Source organism: Streptomyces sp. R11 (assembly GCF_041051905.1).
Taxonomy (GTDB): domain Bacteria; phylum Actinomycetota; class Actinomycetes; order Streptomycetales; family Streptomycetaceae; genus Streptomyces.
In genome coordinates this window covers 5,385,218-5,400,129 of sequence record NZ_CP163432.1, presented here as the reverse complement: position 1 = coordinate 5,400,129, position 14,912 = coordinate 5,385,218, and the positions used below count along the sequence as shown (strand labels likewise).

The window sequence follows — 14,912 nt, the reverse complement described above, 5'->3', positions numbered from 1 at the left end:
TCACGTCCAGTGGACCCTTCTGTACTGGTCAACGCCAGGCGAGGGCCACGGGTTCCCTGGTGGGCAGGGCGGCAGGCGTGGGCCGTCCGGGTGAAGGCGCCGGCGCACGGCTACGCGCGCGTGAGGGCCGAGTGATCCACGCGCGCGTACAGGAAGTGGGTCAGAGGCTCAGAAGAGCCCGGTGTCGGCGAAGCGCAGGATCAGCTGAGGGGCTCCGGACAAGGCGATGCCGACAACGCCGGTGAGGGCCATCGCGGCGGTGAGTGGCGCAGGGAGGAGGTGCACCCCGGCCTCCCCCTCGGGCGCACGGAACAGCAGGGCCGTCCACTGGAGGTAGTAGAACAGCGCGATCACCACGTTGACGGCCATGACCACGGCCAGCCAGCCCAGGCCCGCGTCTACGGCGGCGGAGAAGACGGTGACCTTGGCGAAGAGACCGATGATGCCCGGCGGAAGTCCGGCCAGGCAGAGCAGGAAGAAGGCCAGGATCAGGGCGGTCAGGGGGTTGTGCGCGTACAGGCCGCGGTAGTCGCTGATGCGGTTCAGGGACTTCGTACGGCCCACCAGGGCGGCCACTGCGAAGGCGCCCAGGTTCACGGCGGCGTACATGAGGGCGTAGGCGACGGTGGAGCCGATGGCACGCTCGCCGTCGTCGGAGTACGCGGCGGCGGCAATCGGCACCAGGAGGTAGCCGGCCTGGCCGACGGAGGACCAGGCGAGCAGGCGTACCGCGCTGTACGCGCGCGTGGCCTGCTGGCGCAGGGCCCCGACGTTGCCGACGGTCATGGTGAGGGCGGCCAGCGCCGCGAGGGCCGGGCCCCAGACGTCGGCGTACGACGGCAGGGCGATGACCGTGACGAGGATCAGCCCGGTGAAGCCGACCGCCTTGCCGACGACCGAGAGGTAGGCGGCGACCGGTAGGGGCGCCCCTACGTACGTGTCCGGCACCCAGAAGTGGAAGGGGACGGCGGCCGTCTTGAAGGCGAAGCCGACCAGAGTGAGGACGACTCCCGTCTGGGCGAGGGTCTGGAGCTGTCCGTCGACGTTCTGGATCCGGTCGGCGATCTGCGTGAGGTAGAGGGTGCCGGTTGAGGCGTAAACGAAGCTGATGCCCATGAGGCTGACCGCGGTCGCCGTGACCGAGGACAGGAAGAACTTCAGGGCCGCTTCGGAGGACTTGCGGTCACCGAAACGGAGGCCGACCAGCGCGAAGGCCGGAAGCGAGGCGACTTCGAGCGCGACGATGAGGGTCGCCAGGTCCCGGGAGGCGGGCAGCAGGGCGGCACCGGCGGCGGAGGAGAGCAGCAGGAACCAGTACTCCCCCTCGGGGAGTTCCTTGTCGGCGTCCTTGAGAGCGGTGACCGATAGGAGCGCCGCGAGGAGGGCGCCGCCGAGAACCAGGAACTGGATCACGAGGGTGAAGCGGTCGGCCGTATAGCTGCAGACCGCGGCGTCGCCGGTCAGGCAGAAGGTGGAGCGGTCGCCGTCCAGAAGGGGCAGCAGCAGGACGATGGAGGCAGCCAGGCCGACCACGGACGTCCAGCCGAGCAGGGCCTTCTTGTTCTCCGCGACGAACAGGTCGGCGACGAGGACCACGAGTCCCACGACCGCCGCAATGGTGGGCGGCGCGATGGCGAGCCAGTCGACTGACTGAACCACCGACTCGGCCAGTGGCTGGGCCAGGGAGCTCATCGGGTGCCTCCTGCGAGGAGCTGCTGCACGGCCGGGTCGGTCAGGCCGAGGAGGGTCTTCGGCCACAGTCCGGCGACGACGGTGAGGGCGACGAGCGGGGTCCAGGCCGCGAACTCGTAACTCTGGATGTCGGCGAGCTTCGGGGCTTCCTGCGGCGCGGCGCCCATGCAGACGCGGCGGACCACGACGAGCAGGTACGCGGCGGTGAGCAGGGTGCCGAAGGCGCCGATCGCCATGAAGGTCAGGAAGGCCGGCCGATTGAGCTGGGCCGCGGGCTCGAACGCCCCGAACAGCGCGAGCATCTCGCCCCAGAACCCGGCGAGGCCCGGCAGCCCGAGCGAGGCGACCGCGGCGAACGCGAGGAGGCCGCCGAGGCGGGGCGTCTTGGCGTAGAGGGCCGCGCCGGTCTTGTCGGCGAGGGTGTCGAGGTCAGTGGTCCCCGTACGGTCCTTCAGCGCGCCGACCAGGAAGAAGAGGAGGCCGGTGATGAGGCCGTGGGCGATGTTGGCGAACAGGGCGCCGTTCACACCGGTCGGGGTCATCGTGGCGATGCCGAGCAGGACGAAGCCCATGTGGCCGACGGAGGAGTAGGCGATCAGGCGCTTGAGGTCGCCCTTCGCGCCCCGCTTGGCGAGGGCGAGGCAGGCCAGGGATCCGTAGATGATCCCGACGACGGCGAAGGCGGCGAGGTAGGGCGCGAAGTCGGCGAAGCCGTCGGGAGCGATCGGCAGGAGAATCCGGACGAACCCGTACGTTCCCATCTTCAGCAGGACGCCGGCCAGCAGGACCGAGCCGACGGTCGGGGCGGCGGTGTGGGCGTCGGGCAGCCAGCTGTGCAGGGGCCACATCGGCGTCTTGACCGCGAGCCCGATACCGATCGACAAAACGGCGATGACCTGCACGGATGCAGTCAGGGACCGGCCGTTGTCAGTGGCGAGTGCCACCATGTCGAATGTGCCCGCCTTGACTCCGATCAGGAGCAGGCCGAGCAGCATGACCACGGAGCCGAGCAGCGTGTAGAGGATGAACTTCCAGGCGGCCGTGGCCTTGCCCTCGCCGCCCCAGCGGGCGATGAGGAAGTACATCGGGATCAGGACCATCTCGAAGGCGAGGAAGAAGAGCAGCAGGTCGAGGACGGCGAAGGTGGCGAGGGTGCCGGACTCCAGGACGAGCACCAGTGCGACGAAGGCCTTCGGGGTCGGGCCCGCAGGCATCTTGAAGTACGAGTAGAGCGCGCAAAGGAAGGTCAGCAGCGCGGTCAGTACCAGAAGGGGCAGGGAGATGCCGTCGATGCCGAGGTGGATGCGCACGTCAAGTGCTGGGATCCAGCTGATGTCGGTGCTGGCCTGCATCTTCGACGGCTGGTCGTGGTCGAAGCCGAGCACCAGGACGATCGCGGCGATGAGGACCGCGCCGGTAACGGTGACGCCGTGCCGGAGCACGGCCTGCTCGGGTGACTTCCCTTTCAGCCCGGGCGGGGCGGGCAGAAGAGCCGCGGCGGCGCCGAGGAGCGGGCCGACGACGACGAATGCCAGAAGGACCTGCATCACGGACTCGTTGATATCGATCACGCCTGCTCACGCTCCCGTGGCGACGAGGACGGCGGCGACCGCCAGGACGACGGTGCCGGCGAGCAGCGCGCTCACATAGGTCTGCACATTGCCCGTCTGGGCGCGCCGTACGGCGATGCCGAGCCAGCGGGGTAGCGCACCCGCGCCGCGCACATAGGTGTCGACGACCTCGCGGTCGAGGAACCGGACGAGACTCGCGCCGGCCTGGACCGGGCGGACGAACAGGGCCCGGTACAGCGCGTCGAGGTGGAAGCCGACGGCGGCATGCCGGTGCAGTGGGCCGAGCAGCAGCCGGCCAGGGTCCGCCGGGTCGGGCGCGTAGGCCACTCCTCCGTACACGGGCGCGTGGCTGGCAATGGCCTCGGCCTCGACCTGGGCGGCGTCACCCTCGGGGTGGGCCGCGACAGCACCCAGCGGGACGCGTGCCGCCACGGCCGCGAGGTGGTGCCAGGCCGCGTAGGTGACGATGCCGCCGACCAGGGCCACGCCCGTGCCGAGGACCGAGGTGGTGAGGGTCGGGGCGAGGTCACCGCCGTCGAACCAGTCGGGGAGCACGCGGTAGGCGAAAGCGCCGACGGCGAGGGACGGGGCGGCGAGCACCCACAGCACCACGGTCATCGTCAGGGGCTGTCTGCCGTGGTCGGGGGCCTCGGCGCCGTGGCCGCGGAAGGCCAGCAGCCACAGGCGCATCGCGTAGGCGGCGGTGAGCAGGGCCGTGAGCAGGCCGGTGACGAGGACGATCCAGCCCGCGGCCCCTGGGGCGTGTTCGGTGTGGCCGGTGGCGACGTGCTCGGCGGCACCGAGGACGGACTCCTTGGAGAAGAACCCGCTGAACGGCGGGATCGCGGCGAGCGCGAGGAGCGCCACGGTCATCGTCCAGAAGGCGTCCGGGACGCGGTTGCGCAGGTGGGTCATGCGGGACATGGCGGCCAGCGAGTTGGTGCCGGCGGCGTGGATGATCACGCCGGCCGCGAGGAACAGCAGCGCCTTGAAGGCGCCGTGGGACAGGAGGTGGAAGACGGCGGCACCGCGGTCGGCGACGGCGAGGGCGCCGGTCATGTAGCCGAGCTGACCGATCGTCGAGTAGGCGAGGACGCGCTTGATGTCGTCCTGGGCGAGCGCGGCGATACCCGAGCCGACCATCGTGACGGCGGCCATGACGGCGAGGACGATCATCGCGGCCTGGGAGGCTTCGAAGACCGGGAGGAGACGCGCGACGAAGTAGACGCCGGCGGCGACCATCGTCGCGGCGTGGATCAGCGCGGAGACGGGCGTCGGACCCGCCATCGCGTCGGGGAGCCAGGTGTGCAGCGGGAACTGCGCCGACTTGCCCGCCACGCCCGCGAGGAGCAGCAGGGCGATCAGCGTCGGGTGGTCGAGTCCGCCGCTCGCGACGGTGCCGAGGATCTTCGTGATGCGGAAGGACCCGGCGTCGGTGGCCAGCGCGAACAGGCCGATGAGGAAGGGGACGTCACCGAGCTTGGTCACCAGGAACGCCTTGATGGAGGCGGCGCGGGCCTCCGGGGTCTCCCAGTAGTGGCCGACCAGGAAGTACGAGCAGATGCCCATGATCTCCCAGCCGACCAGCAGCACCATCAGGTCGCCGGAGTAGACGACGAGCAGCATTGCCGAGGTGAACAGGGAGACGAGAGCGGCGTACGAGGGGTAGCGCGGGTCCTCGCGCAGGTAGCCCGTGGAGTAGATCTGCACGCAGGTGGCGACGACACCGACGAGTACGGCGACGAGAGCGGCGAAGCCGTCGATGTACAGGGCGAGCTCGATCGGGACCGAGCCGGTGGGTGTGAGCTCGGTGGCGGCGTTGATCGCCTGGTCTCCGCCCTGGCGCACGGCGACCACCGCGGCGAGGACGAGGGACGTCAGCGTCGGCAGGACGGCGAGCGGGCGGACGAAGCCGGGCGCGGTGCGGCCCAGGAGCAGGCCGGCCGCGGCGCCGAGGAAGGGAAGGAGGGGGACGAGGACGGCGAGGGTGGTCGTGGTCACGCGGTGGCCTCAGCCTTCTCGGCCTGCTGGGCCGTGGAGGCGTCGCGGTCGGGGCCGTCGGTGTCGTGGCTCTCGGCGGTGTCGCGGAGCTTGTCGATGTCCGCGGTGCCACGGTTGCGGTGGACGGCGAGGACGATCGCCAGGCCGATGCCGATCTCGGCGGCGGCGATGGTGATGGTGAACAGGGTCAGCGCCTGGCCGGAGTGCAGGGTCTCCTCGGCGGTCTTGCTGAGCCAGACGTCGAAGGCGACCAGGTTGAGGTTGACGGCGTTGAGCATCAGCTCGACCGACATCAGGACCAGGATCGCGTTGCGGCGGGCGAGCACGCCGTACAGGCCGGTGCAGAAGAGAAGGACGGACAGTACGGCGGGATAGGCGAGGTGCATCAGCGGGCGCCTTCCTGCTCGGCCGGATCGGTTCCCTCGACCGGCTTGTTTCGCCCGGTCGGGTGATTACGGGAATCCGGGACGGATGGGGAACCACCGGTCACGGCACGGGAGTTCACAGAGGGAGAGCCCGACTCGGTCTTCGCCTTGCGGGACAGGACGATCGCGCCGACCAGGGCGGCGAGGAGGAGGACGGAGAGGGCCTCGAAGGGGAGGACCCAGTTCTGGAAGAGGCTCTCGCCGGTGGCCTTGGTGGAGCCGGCAGCGGGGCCGTCAAGGTCGATCCAGGTAGTGCGGAAGGCGTCCACGACCACCCAGATCAGGGTGGCCGCGGAGGCGACGGCCACGGTGAGCGCGGCCCAGCGGTTGCCGGAGTCGGCGTCCGGGGAGCGGCCGATGGGGGCTCGGGTGAGCATCAGACCGAACAGGAGGAGGACGACGACGGAACCGACGTAGATGAGGACCTGCACCCACGCGATGAACTCGGCGGTGAGCAGGAGGTACTCGACGGCGAGGCCGCCGAGCGTGACCACCAGCCACAGGGCAGCGTGCACCAGCTGCCGTGTGGTGACGGTGACCAGCGCGGCGCCGAAGGTGACCAGACCCACCAGGAGGAAAACGATCTCCACGCCGGTCGGGGAAAGGAAGCCGTGGGTGTCGGCGGCCAGGGTCAGCGCGGTGGAAGTGAGGGTCACGACTCACCCTCCTGCGGCTCGGTCGCCTCGGTCGGCGCGGCCTCCGCAGCCTGCGTGGCCGCCAGCTTCTCGGCGGTCTTGCGGGCGGCGGCGATCTCCTTGGGCTCCTCCGCGCCGGGGTCGAGGGCGGGCGGGGCCGGCACGGTCCACATCCACTCGCGGAGCTTGTCGCGCTCGTGGGTGAGCTCGCGGATGTCGGTCTCGGCGTACTCGAACTCCGGGGACCAGAACAGGGCGTCGAAAGGACAGACCTCGATGCAGATACCGCAGTACATGCACAGGGAGAAGTCGATGGCGAAGCGGTCGAGGACGTTGCGGCTGCGTTCGCGGCCGCCGGGGGCCGCAGCCGGGACCGTCTCCTTGTGGGAGTCGATGTAGATGCACCAGTCCGGGCACTCGCGGGCGCAGAGCATGCAGACCGTGCAGTTCTCCTCGAACAGGCCGATCACGCCACGGGTGCGGGGCGGGAGGTCGGGCTGGGTGTCCGGGTACTGCGCGGTGACGGACTTCCTCGTCATCGTGCGGAGGGTGACGGCCAGCCCCTTGGCCAGGCCACTGCCGGGAATCGATCGGCGGGGCCGCCCGGAGGGGGTCGTTGAGGGGTGGTGGTCGGGTGACGGGCGGGACATGGTTACTGGATCACCACCTTGACGATGCCGGTGAGGGCGATCTGGGCGAGGGAGAGGGGGACGAGGAGAGTCCAGGAGAGCTTCTGGAGCTGGTCCTCGCGCAGGCGGGGATAGGTGACGCGGAGCCAGATCACGATGAAGGCGAGGACGGCCGTCTTCAGGAGGGTCCAGACCCAGCCGAGGCCGTCGGCGCCCCAGGGGCCGTGCCAACCGCCCAGGAAGAGGACGGTGGTCAGGCCGCACAGGACGACGATTCCGGCGTACTCGGCGAGGAGGAAGAGAGCGAAACGGAGACCGGTGTACTCGGTGTAGGCGCCGAAGATGATCTCCGAGTCGGCGACGGGCATGTCGAAGGGGGGACGCTGCAGCTCAGCCAGTCCGGCGACGAAGAAGACGATCGCGCCGACGATCTGCCAGGGCAGCCACCACCACTCGAAGGCGTCGAGGATGCCGGGGAGGGAGACGGTTCCGGCAGCCATCGCCACGGAGGCGGCGGTGAGCAGCATCGGGAGTTCGTAGGCGAGGAGCTGAGCGGCGGTGCGGAGGCCGCCGAGGAGGGAGAACTTGTTGGCGGAGGCCCAGCCGGCCATGAGTGAGCCGAGGACGCCTACGCCCATGACCGCCAGGACGAAGAAGATGCCCGCGTCGATGACCTCACCGACCGCGCCCTCGCTGGGGCCGATGGGGATGGCGAGGAGTACGAGCAGGTACGGCAGGAGGGCCACAGCGGGGGCGAGCTGGAAGATACGGCGGTCCGCGCCCGCCGGGACGACGTCCTCCTTCTGCGCGAACTTCACGCCGTCGGCGACGAGTTGGGCCCAGCCGTGGAAGCCGCCGGCGTACATCGGGCCGAGGCGGCCCTGCATGTGGGCCATCACCTTGTGCTCGGTCTGACCGATGAGCAGGGGAAAGGTGAGGAAGACGACGAAGACGATCAGGAGTCGCAGGGTGACGTCGAGCGCGTCGTTCACTGCGGGCCTCCTGAGGGGTCTTTGTGGTCCGGGTGGTTCGGGTTCTCGTCGGTGGAGTCTGCGGCGTCGTCGGACGTGGCTGCGGGGTCGGACGAGCCGTGCTTCGCCGGGGTCTCCGACGGTGACTCGGCCTCGGTCTGGGCCTCGGCCTCGGTTTGAGCCTCGGCTTCGGTCCGCGGCTCGGGCTCGGACTGCTGCTGCTCGGCCTCGGGTCGTTGCTTGAGTGCCGGTTCGTCGAAGGCCGGGCGGGCGTGGTGCCAGGGGGCGTCCGAGCTGCGGGGGGTCGAGGGGGGCTCGGGAGTGGCCGAAGGGGTGGAGGGGGTGGTGGCGTCGTCGGCCGCGTCAGCCGACGTCCCATCCGTTGCAGCCGCCCTGGACGCAGCCGCGCCGGAAGCAGCCGTGCCCGCAGCCGCCTCGCGGGATGCCTCCGTATCGGAAGGGGTCCGCTGGCTTGCCGAGCCCTCGCCTGCGCTCCGGGTGCGGCGCGGCGTGGTCGACGTGCCGGCCGTGGTTGCCGGTGTGCCGGTGGCACCCGGGGGCCCGCCCGCCTCCGGCGAGGTCTCGGAGTCCGTAGCAGCCGTCTCGCCGGCCGGCGTCTCGACTGCCGATGCCGTCTCCTGCTGGCTGACCGACCCTTCGGCTGCCGTACGCGCACGCCGGGCCGCACCCGTCGCGGGCGCTGCACCAGCCGAGGCTTCCGTCTGGCCGGCCGAACCCTCCGCGGCCGTACGGGAACGCCGCGCCGCTCCCGCAACAGGAGCCCCACCCGCAGCAGGGGCCTCCGCCTGACTGGCCGACCCCTCCGCCGCCGTACGCGACCGCCTCGCCACGCCCGCAGCAGGAGCGCCCGTCGGAGTCTCACCCGCAGCCGGTGTCTCCGCCTGGCTCGCCGAACCCTCCGCCGCCGTACGCGCGCGTCGGACCGGTCGCTCCCCCGCTGCGCGGGTCGGCCGTTCCCCGGCCGTGCGTGCCGCGCCGCGGGCCGGGCGGGCGGGGGCAGGGGGGAGTTGGCCCTTCAGGGGGCCCCATTCGTTCGGGTCGGGGACGCCGGGGGGCAGCATTTGGCGGCGCTTGGGGCCGCCGTGTTCGGACTCGCCGGGTTCCTTGGCGCCGGGCCAGGCCTTGGCGACGCGGGCTGCCAGGACGAAGTCCTTGCGGAGGGGGTGGCCCTCGAAGTTCTCCGGGAGGAGCAGGTGGTCGAGGGCGGGGTGGTCGGTGAAGGCCACGCCGAACATTTCGTGCGTCTCGCGTTCGTGCCAGGCCGCGCCCGCGTAGACGCCGATCGCGGAGGGCAGTGTCGGTGCCTCGTGCGGGACCGTCGTGCGGACCAACAGGCGCCGTACCGGAGACAGGGCGGCGACGTGGGCCGCGACACGGAAGCCCGTGCCGGGTTCATCGACCGCGCTCAGCCAGTCGAAGTAGGTGCAGCCCAGCTCGTCGCGGGCTGCTTCAAGTGCCGGGATCCAGGACGTCGGGGGGACATCGACCGTCAGGACCTCATAGGACTCCTCGGCCGTGGCCTCCGGGCCGAAGAGGTCCCCGACGGGGGCGGGCAGCCAGCCGATCGTCGTCATCGGTCGGCCTCCCCCACGCCGCCGGCACCCGCGCCGCCGGCACCCGTTCCGCCGGCGCCGGGCGCCTGCGGCCCGCGCACCAACCCACTCTGCAACGCCGCCGTGGACGGCCGGGCCGCTCCGGCGCCGTACCGCTCCACCAGCGACTCCCGCGCGATCTTCTCCTGGAGCTTCAGGATGCCCTGGAGCAGTGCCTCGGGGCGTGGCGGGCACCCGGGGACGTAGACGTCCACCGGGATGATCTGGTCGACGCCCTTGGTGACGGAGTAGGAGTCCCAGTACGGGCCGCCGCAGTTCGAGCAGGCGCCGAAGGAGATGACGTACTTCGGCTCGGGCATCTGTTCGTACAGGCGCTTCACGGCCGGGGCCATCTTGTCCGTGACCGTGCCCGAGACGACCATGAGGTCGGCCTGCCGGGGGCCGGGCGCGAACGGGATCACGCCGAGGCGGATGAAGTCGTGGCGGGCCATCGACGCGGCGATGAACTCGATGGCGCAGCAGGCGAGCCCGAAGTTGAAGACCCAGAGCGAGTAGCGGCGGCCCCAGTTCAGGATCACCTTCATCGGCTCCGGGGCGAGGCGGGCCAAGGCGCCCAGCCGCTTCGGCTCCGGGAGCAGAACGGGCTCCGGCGAATCCACTTCCGCGCGCTCCGGCGAGTTCACTTCTGGCGTCACGTCCATGCCAGGACGCCCTTCTTGTATGCGTAGAGCAGGCCCACGGCCAGGAAGCCGAGGAAGATGAACATCTCGACGAGGGTGGTCGCGCCGTAGCCCGGGTCGGCGAACACCGTCGCCCAGGGGAACAGGAAGATCGAGTCGATGGCGAAGATCACGTAGAGGAAGGCGTAGACGTAGTAGCGGACCTGGGTGTGGGCCCAGCCCTCGCCGACGGGATCGACTCCGCACTCGTACGTCAGGAGCTTCTCGGGCGTAGGGACCACGGGGCGCAGCAGTCGGCCCGCCCCGAAGGCGACGGCGACGAACAGCACGCCGATGACGGCCAGCAGTCCGACGACCGAGTAGGACTGGAAGTAGTCCGCCGAGACGACGACGTAGTGCACATCCGCCGCGACGACGACGGTCTGTTCCGACACGTCCGCCCCTCGCTCCCTGACCTCGTTGTCCTACCAGTGTCCTGCGACCTGTGGTCTCGTGAACACCGCTGTTCGACGATCTGTACGCACGGGAGTCTAGGCCCTGCTAAAGACAGCGTAAGCAGCCCGTCACACGTTGAGATCTCGTCGAGACTCGCCTCAGGACGCCGCACGTCTGTCCTCGGGACACGGCAGCCGACCCCCGGCCGGTCGCGAGGTTCGGCGCGGGGGTGGGGATTTCCCCCGCAAGACCACGGCGGTCCGCCTCATGGCGCGGCGGCGCACCGCGCGGCACGCTAGCCCATATGACCGAAAGCCCCAGCCCTTCGTGGGACCCCTCCCGGGGTTCCGAGGGTGACCAGCCGCCGCTGCCGCCCGCCCGTTTCGCCTACGACCGGCACACCTGGAAAGAGATCGCGCACCTTCTGGCGAACCTTCCGATGTCGCTGCTCGGCTTCGTCTACGTCGTGACAGTGCTGTTCACCGGTGCCTTGCTGACGCTGACGGTGATCGGGTTCCCGCTGCTCGCCGCCGGCCTGCTGGGCGCGCGGCAGTTGGGCAAGCTGGAGCGCTCACGCGCGCGTGCGTTGCTCGGGATGCAGGTGGACGAGCCGAGTCGGCTGCCGTTGCGCGGCGGCAAGGACGGCTTCTTCCCCCAGCTGTGGCTGGCGCTGAAGGACCCCGTCGGCTGGCGCACGATCCTGTACGACTTCATCCGCCTGCCCTGGGGCGTCCTCACCTTCACCATCACGCTGACGTCGCTGTTCGTGCTGTGGCCGGTGCTGCCGTTCATCGCGCGGGGCCTGGCGAACGCGGACCGGGCGATGGTGCGCGGCCTGCTGTCGCCCTCCGACGAGCTGGAGCGCCGTATCGCGGAACTGGAGTCGGACCGGGGGGTGGTGGTGGACACGGCCGCGGCCGATCTGCGGCGCATCGAGCGCGACCTGCACGACGGCGCTCAGGCCCGTCTGGTCAACCTGGCCATGGGGCTGGGCCTGGCCAAGGAGAAGCTGCTGGAGGATCCCGACGTGGCGGCGTCGATGGTCGCGGAGGCGCACGGCGAGGTGAAACTGGCACTCCAGGAGCTACGGGACCTCGCCCGCGGCATCCACCCGGCCGTCCTCACCGACCGCGGCCTGGATGCCGCCCTGTCGGCGGTCGCCTCACGCTGCACGGTGCCGGTGAAGGTGACCGTCGACCTGCTCTCCAGACCGGCCGCGGCCATCGAGGGCATCGCCTACTTCACCGTCTCCGAGCTGCTGCAGAACGTCAGCAAGCACAGCGGGGCGAAGTCGGCGTCGGTCGACGTGTGGCGTTCGGACGAGCGGCTGCTCATCCAGGTGTGGGACGACGGCCGCGGGGGCGCGCGCCTAGACGGCGGCACGGGCATGCGCGGTCTCGCCGACCGGCTGGACGCCGTGGACGGCCTGTTCGTCATCGAATCACCCCGCGGCGGCCCTACGACCGTGACGGCGGAGCTGCCCTGGCGCGACCGCGTCCCCGGGCAGGGATAGCGCAGGGGTAGGGAAAACCCCCCGTTCAAGACGCCGACGGCCTCCATGGTCCGTGGACCTGCGACGCAGCAGGGTTGGAGATACGACGGCACAGCCCCGAGGCGGGGCTGACGGGACGAGGAGAACGGACGACGCCGATGGCCACGGAGTACGGACAGGGCTACGGGCACGGGCTCGGTTACCCCGAGCACGGCCTTCCCGAGCACGGCGGTGAGCGACGGCACCGGCTGCCGGCCGGGCTGCGGGCGCCGTTCGAGGCACGCAGCTGGCGCGAGTTCGGTTATGTGCTGCTCAGCCTGCCGATCAGCATCATGCTGTTCGTCTACGCCATCACGATGGTGTCGCTGGGCGCGGGCCTGCTGGTGACGTTCCTCGGCATCCCGGTGCTGGCCGCGGGGCTCGCCGGCTGCCGGGCCTTCGGGGCGCTGGAGCGGGCACGCGCGCGTGCGCTGCTGCACCTGGAGGTGGCCGACCCGGAGCCGCTGCGGATGCGCCGGCGCGGGTTCATGGCGTGGATAGGCGCTGTACTGAAGAGCGGGACGTCGTGGCGCAGCGTGCTGTACGCGGTGCTGCACTTCCCGTGGGCGGTGTTCTCCTTCGTCGTCGCCGTGAACGTCTGGGCGTACGGCTGGGCGATGCTGACGTATCCGCTGTGGTTCTGGGTGTTCCCGATGTGGGTCGGCCAGGACGGCATTCAGGTCTACGGCGACGAGACGCACCAGTTCTACCTCGACAACCCCTTCGAAATCACGGTCACCGCGCTGGTGGGCCTGCTGTTCACGCTGGCCACGCCGTGGATCGTGCGGGCGCTGACGCAGGTGGACCGGCTGCTGGTGCACGGCCTGCTCGGGCCGTCGCGGCTGGCCACGCGCGTGGTGGAGCTGGAGTCGGACCGCGGTGTCGTCGTCGATACGGCCGCTGCGGACCTGCGGCGCATCGAGCGCGACCTGCACGATGGCGCCCAGGCCCGACTGGTGGCTCTGGCCATGGATCTGGGTCTGGCGAAGGAGAAGCTGACGGAGGACCCGCAGGCGGCGGCGCGAATGGTCGACGAGGCGCACGGCGAGGTGAAGACGGCGCTTCAGGAGCTGCGGGATCTGGCCCGCGGGATCCATCCGGCGGTCCTGACGGACCGAGGGCTGGACGCGGCCCTGTCGGCGGTGGCCTCGCGGTGCACGGTGCCGGTGGAGGTCCAGGTGGATCTGGAGGAGCGGCCGGTGCCGGCGATCGAGGGGATCGCCTACTTCACGGTGTCGGAGCTGCTGCAGAACATCAGCAAGCATGCACGGGCCACATGGGCGGCGGTGGATGTGTGGCGGGTGGAGAACCGGTTGATGCTGCAGGTCGTGGACAACGGGATCGGTGGCGCCGACACATCCGGAGGGTCGGGGCTGTCCGGGCTGGCGGAGCGGCTGGACGCGGTGGACGGGATTCTGGTGGTGGACTCGCCGGTCGGCGGGCCTACTCGGGTCACGGCGGAGCTTCCTTGGCGGACCGTGTAGCCGCATGGGTGTAAGCCCACTGTGTAGTTCGACAAATGTCATTGGCCTGGAGCGGACCTCGTCCGCCTCCAGGCCATCGTCACGCCCCCCACGGCCCTTCTTCGGCCCCGGTTGTTGGGCCCCGGCTCTTCGGCCCCCAGCCCTCCTTCGGTCTCTTGCAGGCGAGTGCTCCCCGAGCACGCGCCCCCAAGGACGCCTCCTTTGTCCACAAGCGATCCCAACCGGCTCGGGCAGGTTATCCACAGGCCCGGTGACGGAGAGCAGATCGCGGGATACTGAGGTCGCGAGGACGACAGGGCCGGGGCACGCTCGGCCGAACGCCGAGGCGCGGGGGGCCGGGGATCGTGGAGGACAGGGTGCGGGTGGTCATCGCCGAGGATTCGGTGCTGCTCAGGGAGGGGCTGACCCGGCTGTTGACCGACCGTGGGCACGAGGTCGTGGCCGGCGTCGGGGACGGCGAAGCGTTGATCAAGACCATCACGGAGCTCGACGGGCAGGGCGAGCTGCCGGACGTGGTGGTGGCGGACGTCAGAATGCCCCCGACGCACACCGACGAAGGCGTGCGGGCGGCCGTGCAGCTGCGCAGGACGCACCCTGGACTCGGGGTACTCGTGCTGTCGCAGTACGTGGAGGAGCGGTACGCCACGGAACTGCTGGCCGGTTCCAGCCGTGGAGTCGGCTATCTGCTCAAGGACCGCGTGGCGGAGGTTCGGGAGTTCGTGGACGCCGTCGTGCGGGTGGCCCAAGGGGGTACGGCCCTCGACCCGGAGGTCGTCGCCCAGCTGCTGGGCCGCAGCCGTAAGCAGGACGTGCTGGCGGGGCTCACCCCGCGGGAGCGGGAGGTCCTGGGGCTGATGGCGGAGGGGCGGACCAACTCCGCGATCGCCCGGCAGCTGGTGGTGAGCGACGGTGCCGTCGAGAAACACGTCAGCAACATCTTCCTCAAGCTCGGACTGAACCAGAGTGACGGGGATCACCGACGCGTTCTCGCGGTCCTCACCTATCTGAACTCCTGACGGACTGACACCGTGTCAGTCAAATGGGCAACCGCTCGCGCGGCACCCACCGAGCAGACCGACCGACAAGCACGAACGCAGCACGAACGCGGCAACCGAACAAAGAACAGGGAGCGTCTTCAAAGGAAGCGTCGGGGGGCGCGTAAATCATGACAAGTCAGGGTGGCGAACCAGCTCAAATCCACGTCCGTCATGCGAATGGCCCAGGGAGGGCGACCTTTGCGGACGTAGGGTTGATCCTGGGAAGGCTTGCGGGAAGGCCAGCGCA

General features: G+C 70.4%; 13 protein-coding genes. 3 read left to right on the top strand and 10 right to left on the bottom strand.

The features are described from left to right. Positions 1–168: 168 nt before the first annotated feature. From AB5J55_RS25065 to AB5J55_RS25020, 10 genes are all read right to left on the bottom strand, one after another. Positions 169–1,692 carry an NADH-quinone oxidoreductase subunit N gene (locus tag AB5J55_RS25065; RefSeq protein WP_369272814.1) on the bottom strand — a complete coding sequence of 508 codons (1,524 nt, stop codon included), beginning with the start codon at positions 1,690–1,692 and terminating at the stop codon, positions 169–171. Then, positions 1,689–3,263, bottom strand: coding sequence for a NuoM family protein (locus AB5J55_RS25060; protein WP_369272813.1), 1,575 nt, complete (start codon positions 3,261–3,263; stop codon positions 1,689–1,691). Before AB5J55_RS25060 ends, AB5J55_RS25065 begins: the two co-directional genes overlap by 4 nt. 6 nt (positions 3,264–3,269) lie before the next feature. Further along, positions 3,270–5,264: an NADH-quinone oxidoreductase subunit L gene (locus AB5J55_RS25055; protein ID WP_369272812.1), complete on the bottom strand. Its 1,995-nt coding sequence runs from the start codon at positions 5,262–5,264 to the stop codon at positions 3,270–3,272. Continuing rightward, positions 5,261–5,650 carry an NADH-quinone oxidoreductase subunit NuoK gene (gene nuoK / locus AB5J55_RS25050; protein ID WP_369272811.1) on the bottom strand — a complete coding sequence of 130 codons (390 nt, stop codon included), beginning with the start codon at positions 5,648–5,650 and terminating at the stop codon, positions 5,261–5,263. The genes AB5J55_RS25055 and nuoK overlap by 4 nt, the downstream gene beginning before the upstream one ends. Beyond that, a complete protein-coding gene (locus tag AB5J55_RS25045; RefSeq protein ID WP_369276286.1) occupies positions 5,650–6,324 on the bottom strand; it encodes an NADH-quinone oxidoreductase subunit J in 675 nt (224 codons plus the stop codon). Before AB5J55_RS25045 ends, nuoK begins: the two co-directional genes overlap by 1 nt. A 17-nt stretch (positions 6,325–6,341) precedes the next feature. After that, positions 6,342–6,863, bottom strand: a complete 522-nt coding sequence (locus AB5J55_RS25040) for a 4Fe-4S binding protein (RefSeq protein ID WP_369272810.1) — start codon at positions 6,861–6,863, stop codon at positions 6,342–6,344. Between the two features lie 113 nt (positions 6,864–6,976). After that, a complete protein-coding gene (locus AB5J55_RS25035; RefSeq protein ID WP_369272809.1) occupies positions 6,977–7,945 on the bottom strand; it encodes an NADH-quinone oxidoreductase subunit H in 969 nt (322 codons plus the stop codon). Continuing rightward, positions 7,942–9,519 (bottom strand): NADH-quinone oxidoreductase subunit C, encoded by a 1,578-nt coding sequence (locus tag AB5J55_RS25030; RefSeq protein ID WP_369272808.1) that lies wholly within the window; start codon positions 9,517–9,519, stop codon positions 7,942–7,944. Before AB5J55_RS25030 ends, AB5J55_RS25035 begins: the two co-directional genes overlap by 4 nt. Beyond that, a complete protein-coding gene (locus AB5J55_RS25025; protein ID WP_369272807.1) occupies positions 9,516–10,199 on the bottom strand; it encodes an NADH-quinone oxidoreductase subunit B in 684 nt (227 codons plus the stop codon). The genes AB5J55_RS25030 and AB5J55_RS25025 overlap by 4 nt, the downstream gene beginning before the upstream one ends. Further along, a complete protein-coding gene (locus tag AB5J55_RS25020) occupies positions 10,190–10,612 on the bottom strand; it encodes an NADH-quinone oxidoreductase subunit A (RefSeq protein WP_328424719.1) in 423 nt (140 codons plus the stop codon). Before AB5J55_RS25020 ends, AB5J55_RS25025 begins: the two co-directional genes overlap by 10 nt. A gap of 305 nt (positions 10,613–10,917) precedes the next feature. On the opposite strand from AB5J55_RS25020, the gene AB5J55_RS25015 reads away from it, so the two are divergent. The 3 genes from AB5J55_RS25015 (at position 10,918) to AB5J55_RS25005 (ending at position 14,644) form a co-directional block, all read left to right on the top strand. After that, a complete protein-coding gene (locus AB5J55_RS25015) occupies positions 10,918–12,126 on the top strand; it encodes a sensor histidine kinase (protein WP_369272806.1) in 1,209 nt (402 codons plus the stop codon). 137 nt (positions 12,127–12,263) lie between these two features. Beyond that, on the top strand, positions 12,264–13,628 hold the full coding sequence (locus AB5J55_RS25010) for a sensor histidine kinase (RefSeq protein WP_369272805.1): 1,365 nt from the start codon (positions 12,264–12,266) through the stop codon (positions 13,626–13,628). Positions 13,629–13,984: 356 nt separating this feature from the next. Then, a complete protein-coding gene (locus AB5J55_RS25005) occupies positions 13,985–14,644 on the top strand; it encodes a LuxR C-terminal-related transcriptional regulator (RefSeq protein WP_369276285.1) in 660 nt (219 codons plus the stop codon). Positions 14,645–14,912: the final 268 nt, after the last annotated feature.

Bases quoted from the DNA above. Each gene is read 5' to 3' on its own strand.
- AB5J55_RS25065 (WP_369272814.1), bottom strand. From the start codon at position 1,692: ATGAGCTCCCTGGCCCAGCCACTGGCCGAGTCGGTGGTTCAGTCAGTC.
- nuoK (WP_369272811.1), bottom strand. From the start codon at position 5,650: ATGCACCTCGCCTATCCCGCCGTACTGTCCGTCCTTCTCTTCTGCACC.
- AB5J55_RS25040 (WP_369272810.1), bottom strand. From the start codon at position 6,863: ATGACGAGGAAGTCCGTCACCGCGCAGTACCCGGACACCCAGCCCGAC.
- AB5J55_RS25030 (WP_369272808.1), bottom strand. From the start codon at position 9,519: ATGACGACGATCGGCTGGCTGCCCGCCCCCGTCGGGGACCTCTTCGGC.
- AB5J55_RS25025 (WP_369272807.1), bottom strand. From the start codon at position 10,199: ATGGACGTGACGCCAGAAGTGAACTCGCCGGAGCGCGCGGAAGTGGAT.
- AB5J55_RS25015 (WP_369272806.1), top strand. From the start codon at position 10,918: ATGACCGAAAGCCCCAGCCCTTCGTGGGACCCCTCCCGGGGTTCCGAG.
- AB5J55_RS25010 (WP_369272805.1), top strand. From the start codon at position 12,264: ATGGCCACGGAGTACGGACAGGGCTACGGGCACGGGCTCGGTTACCCC.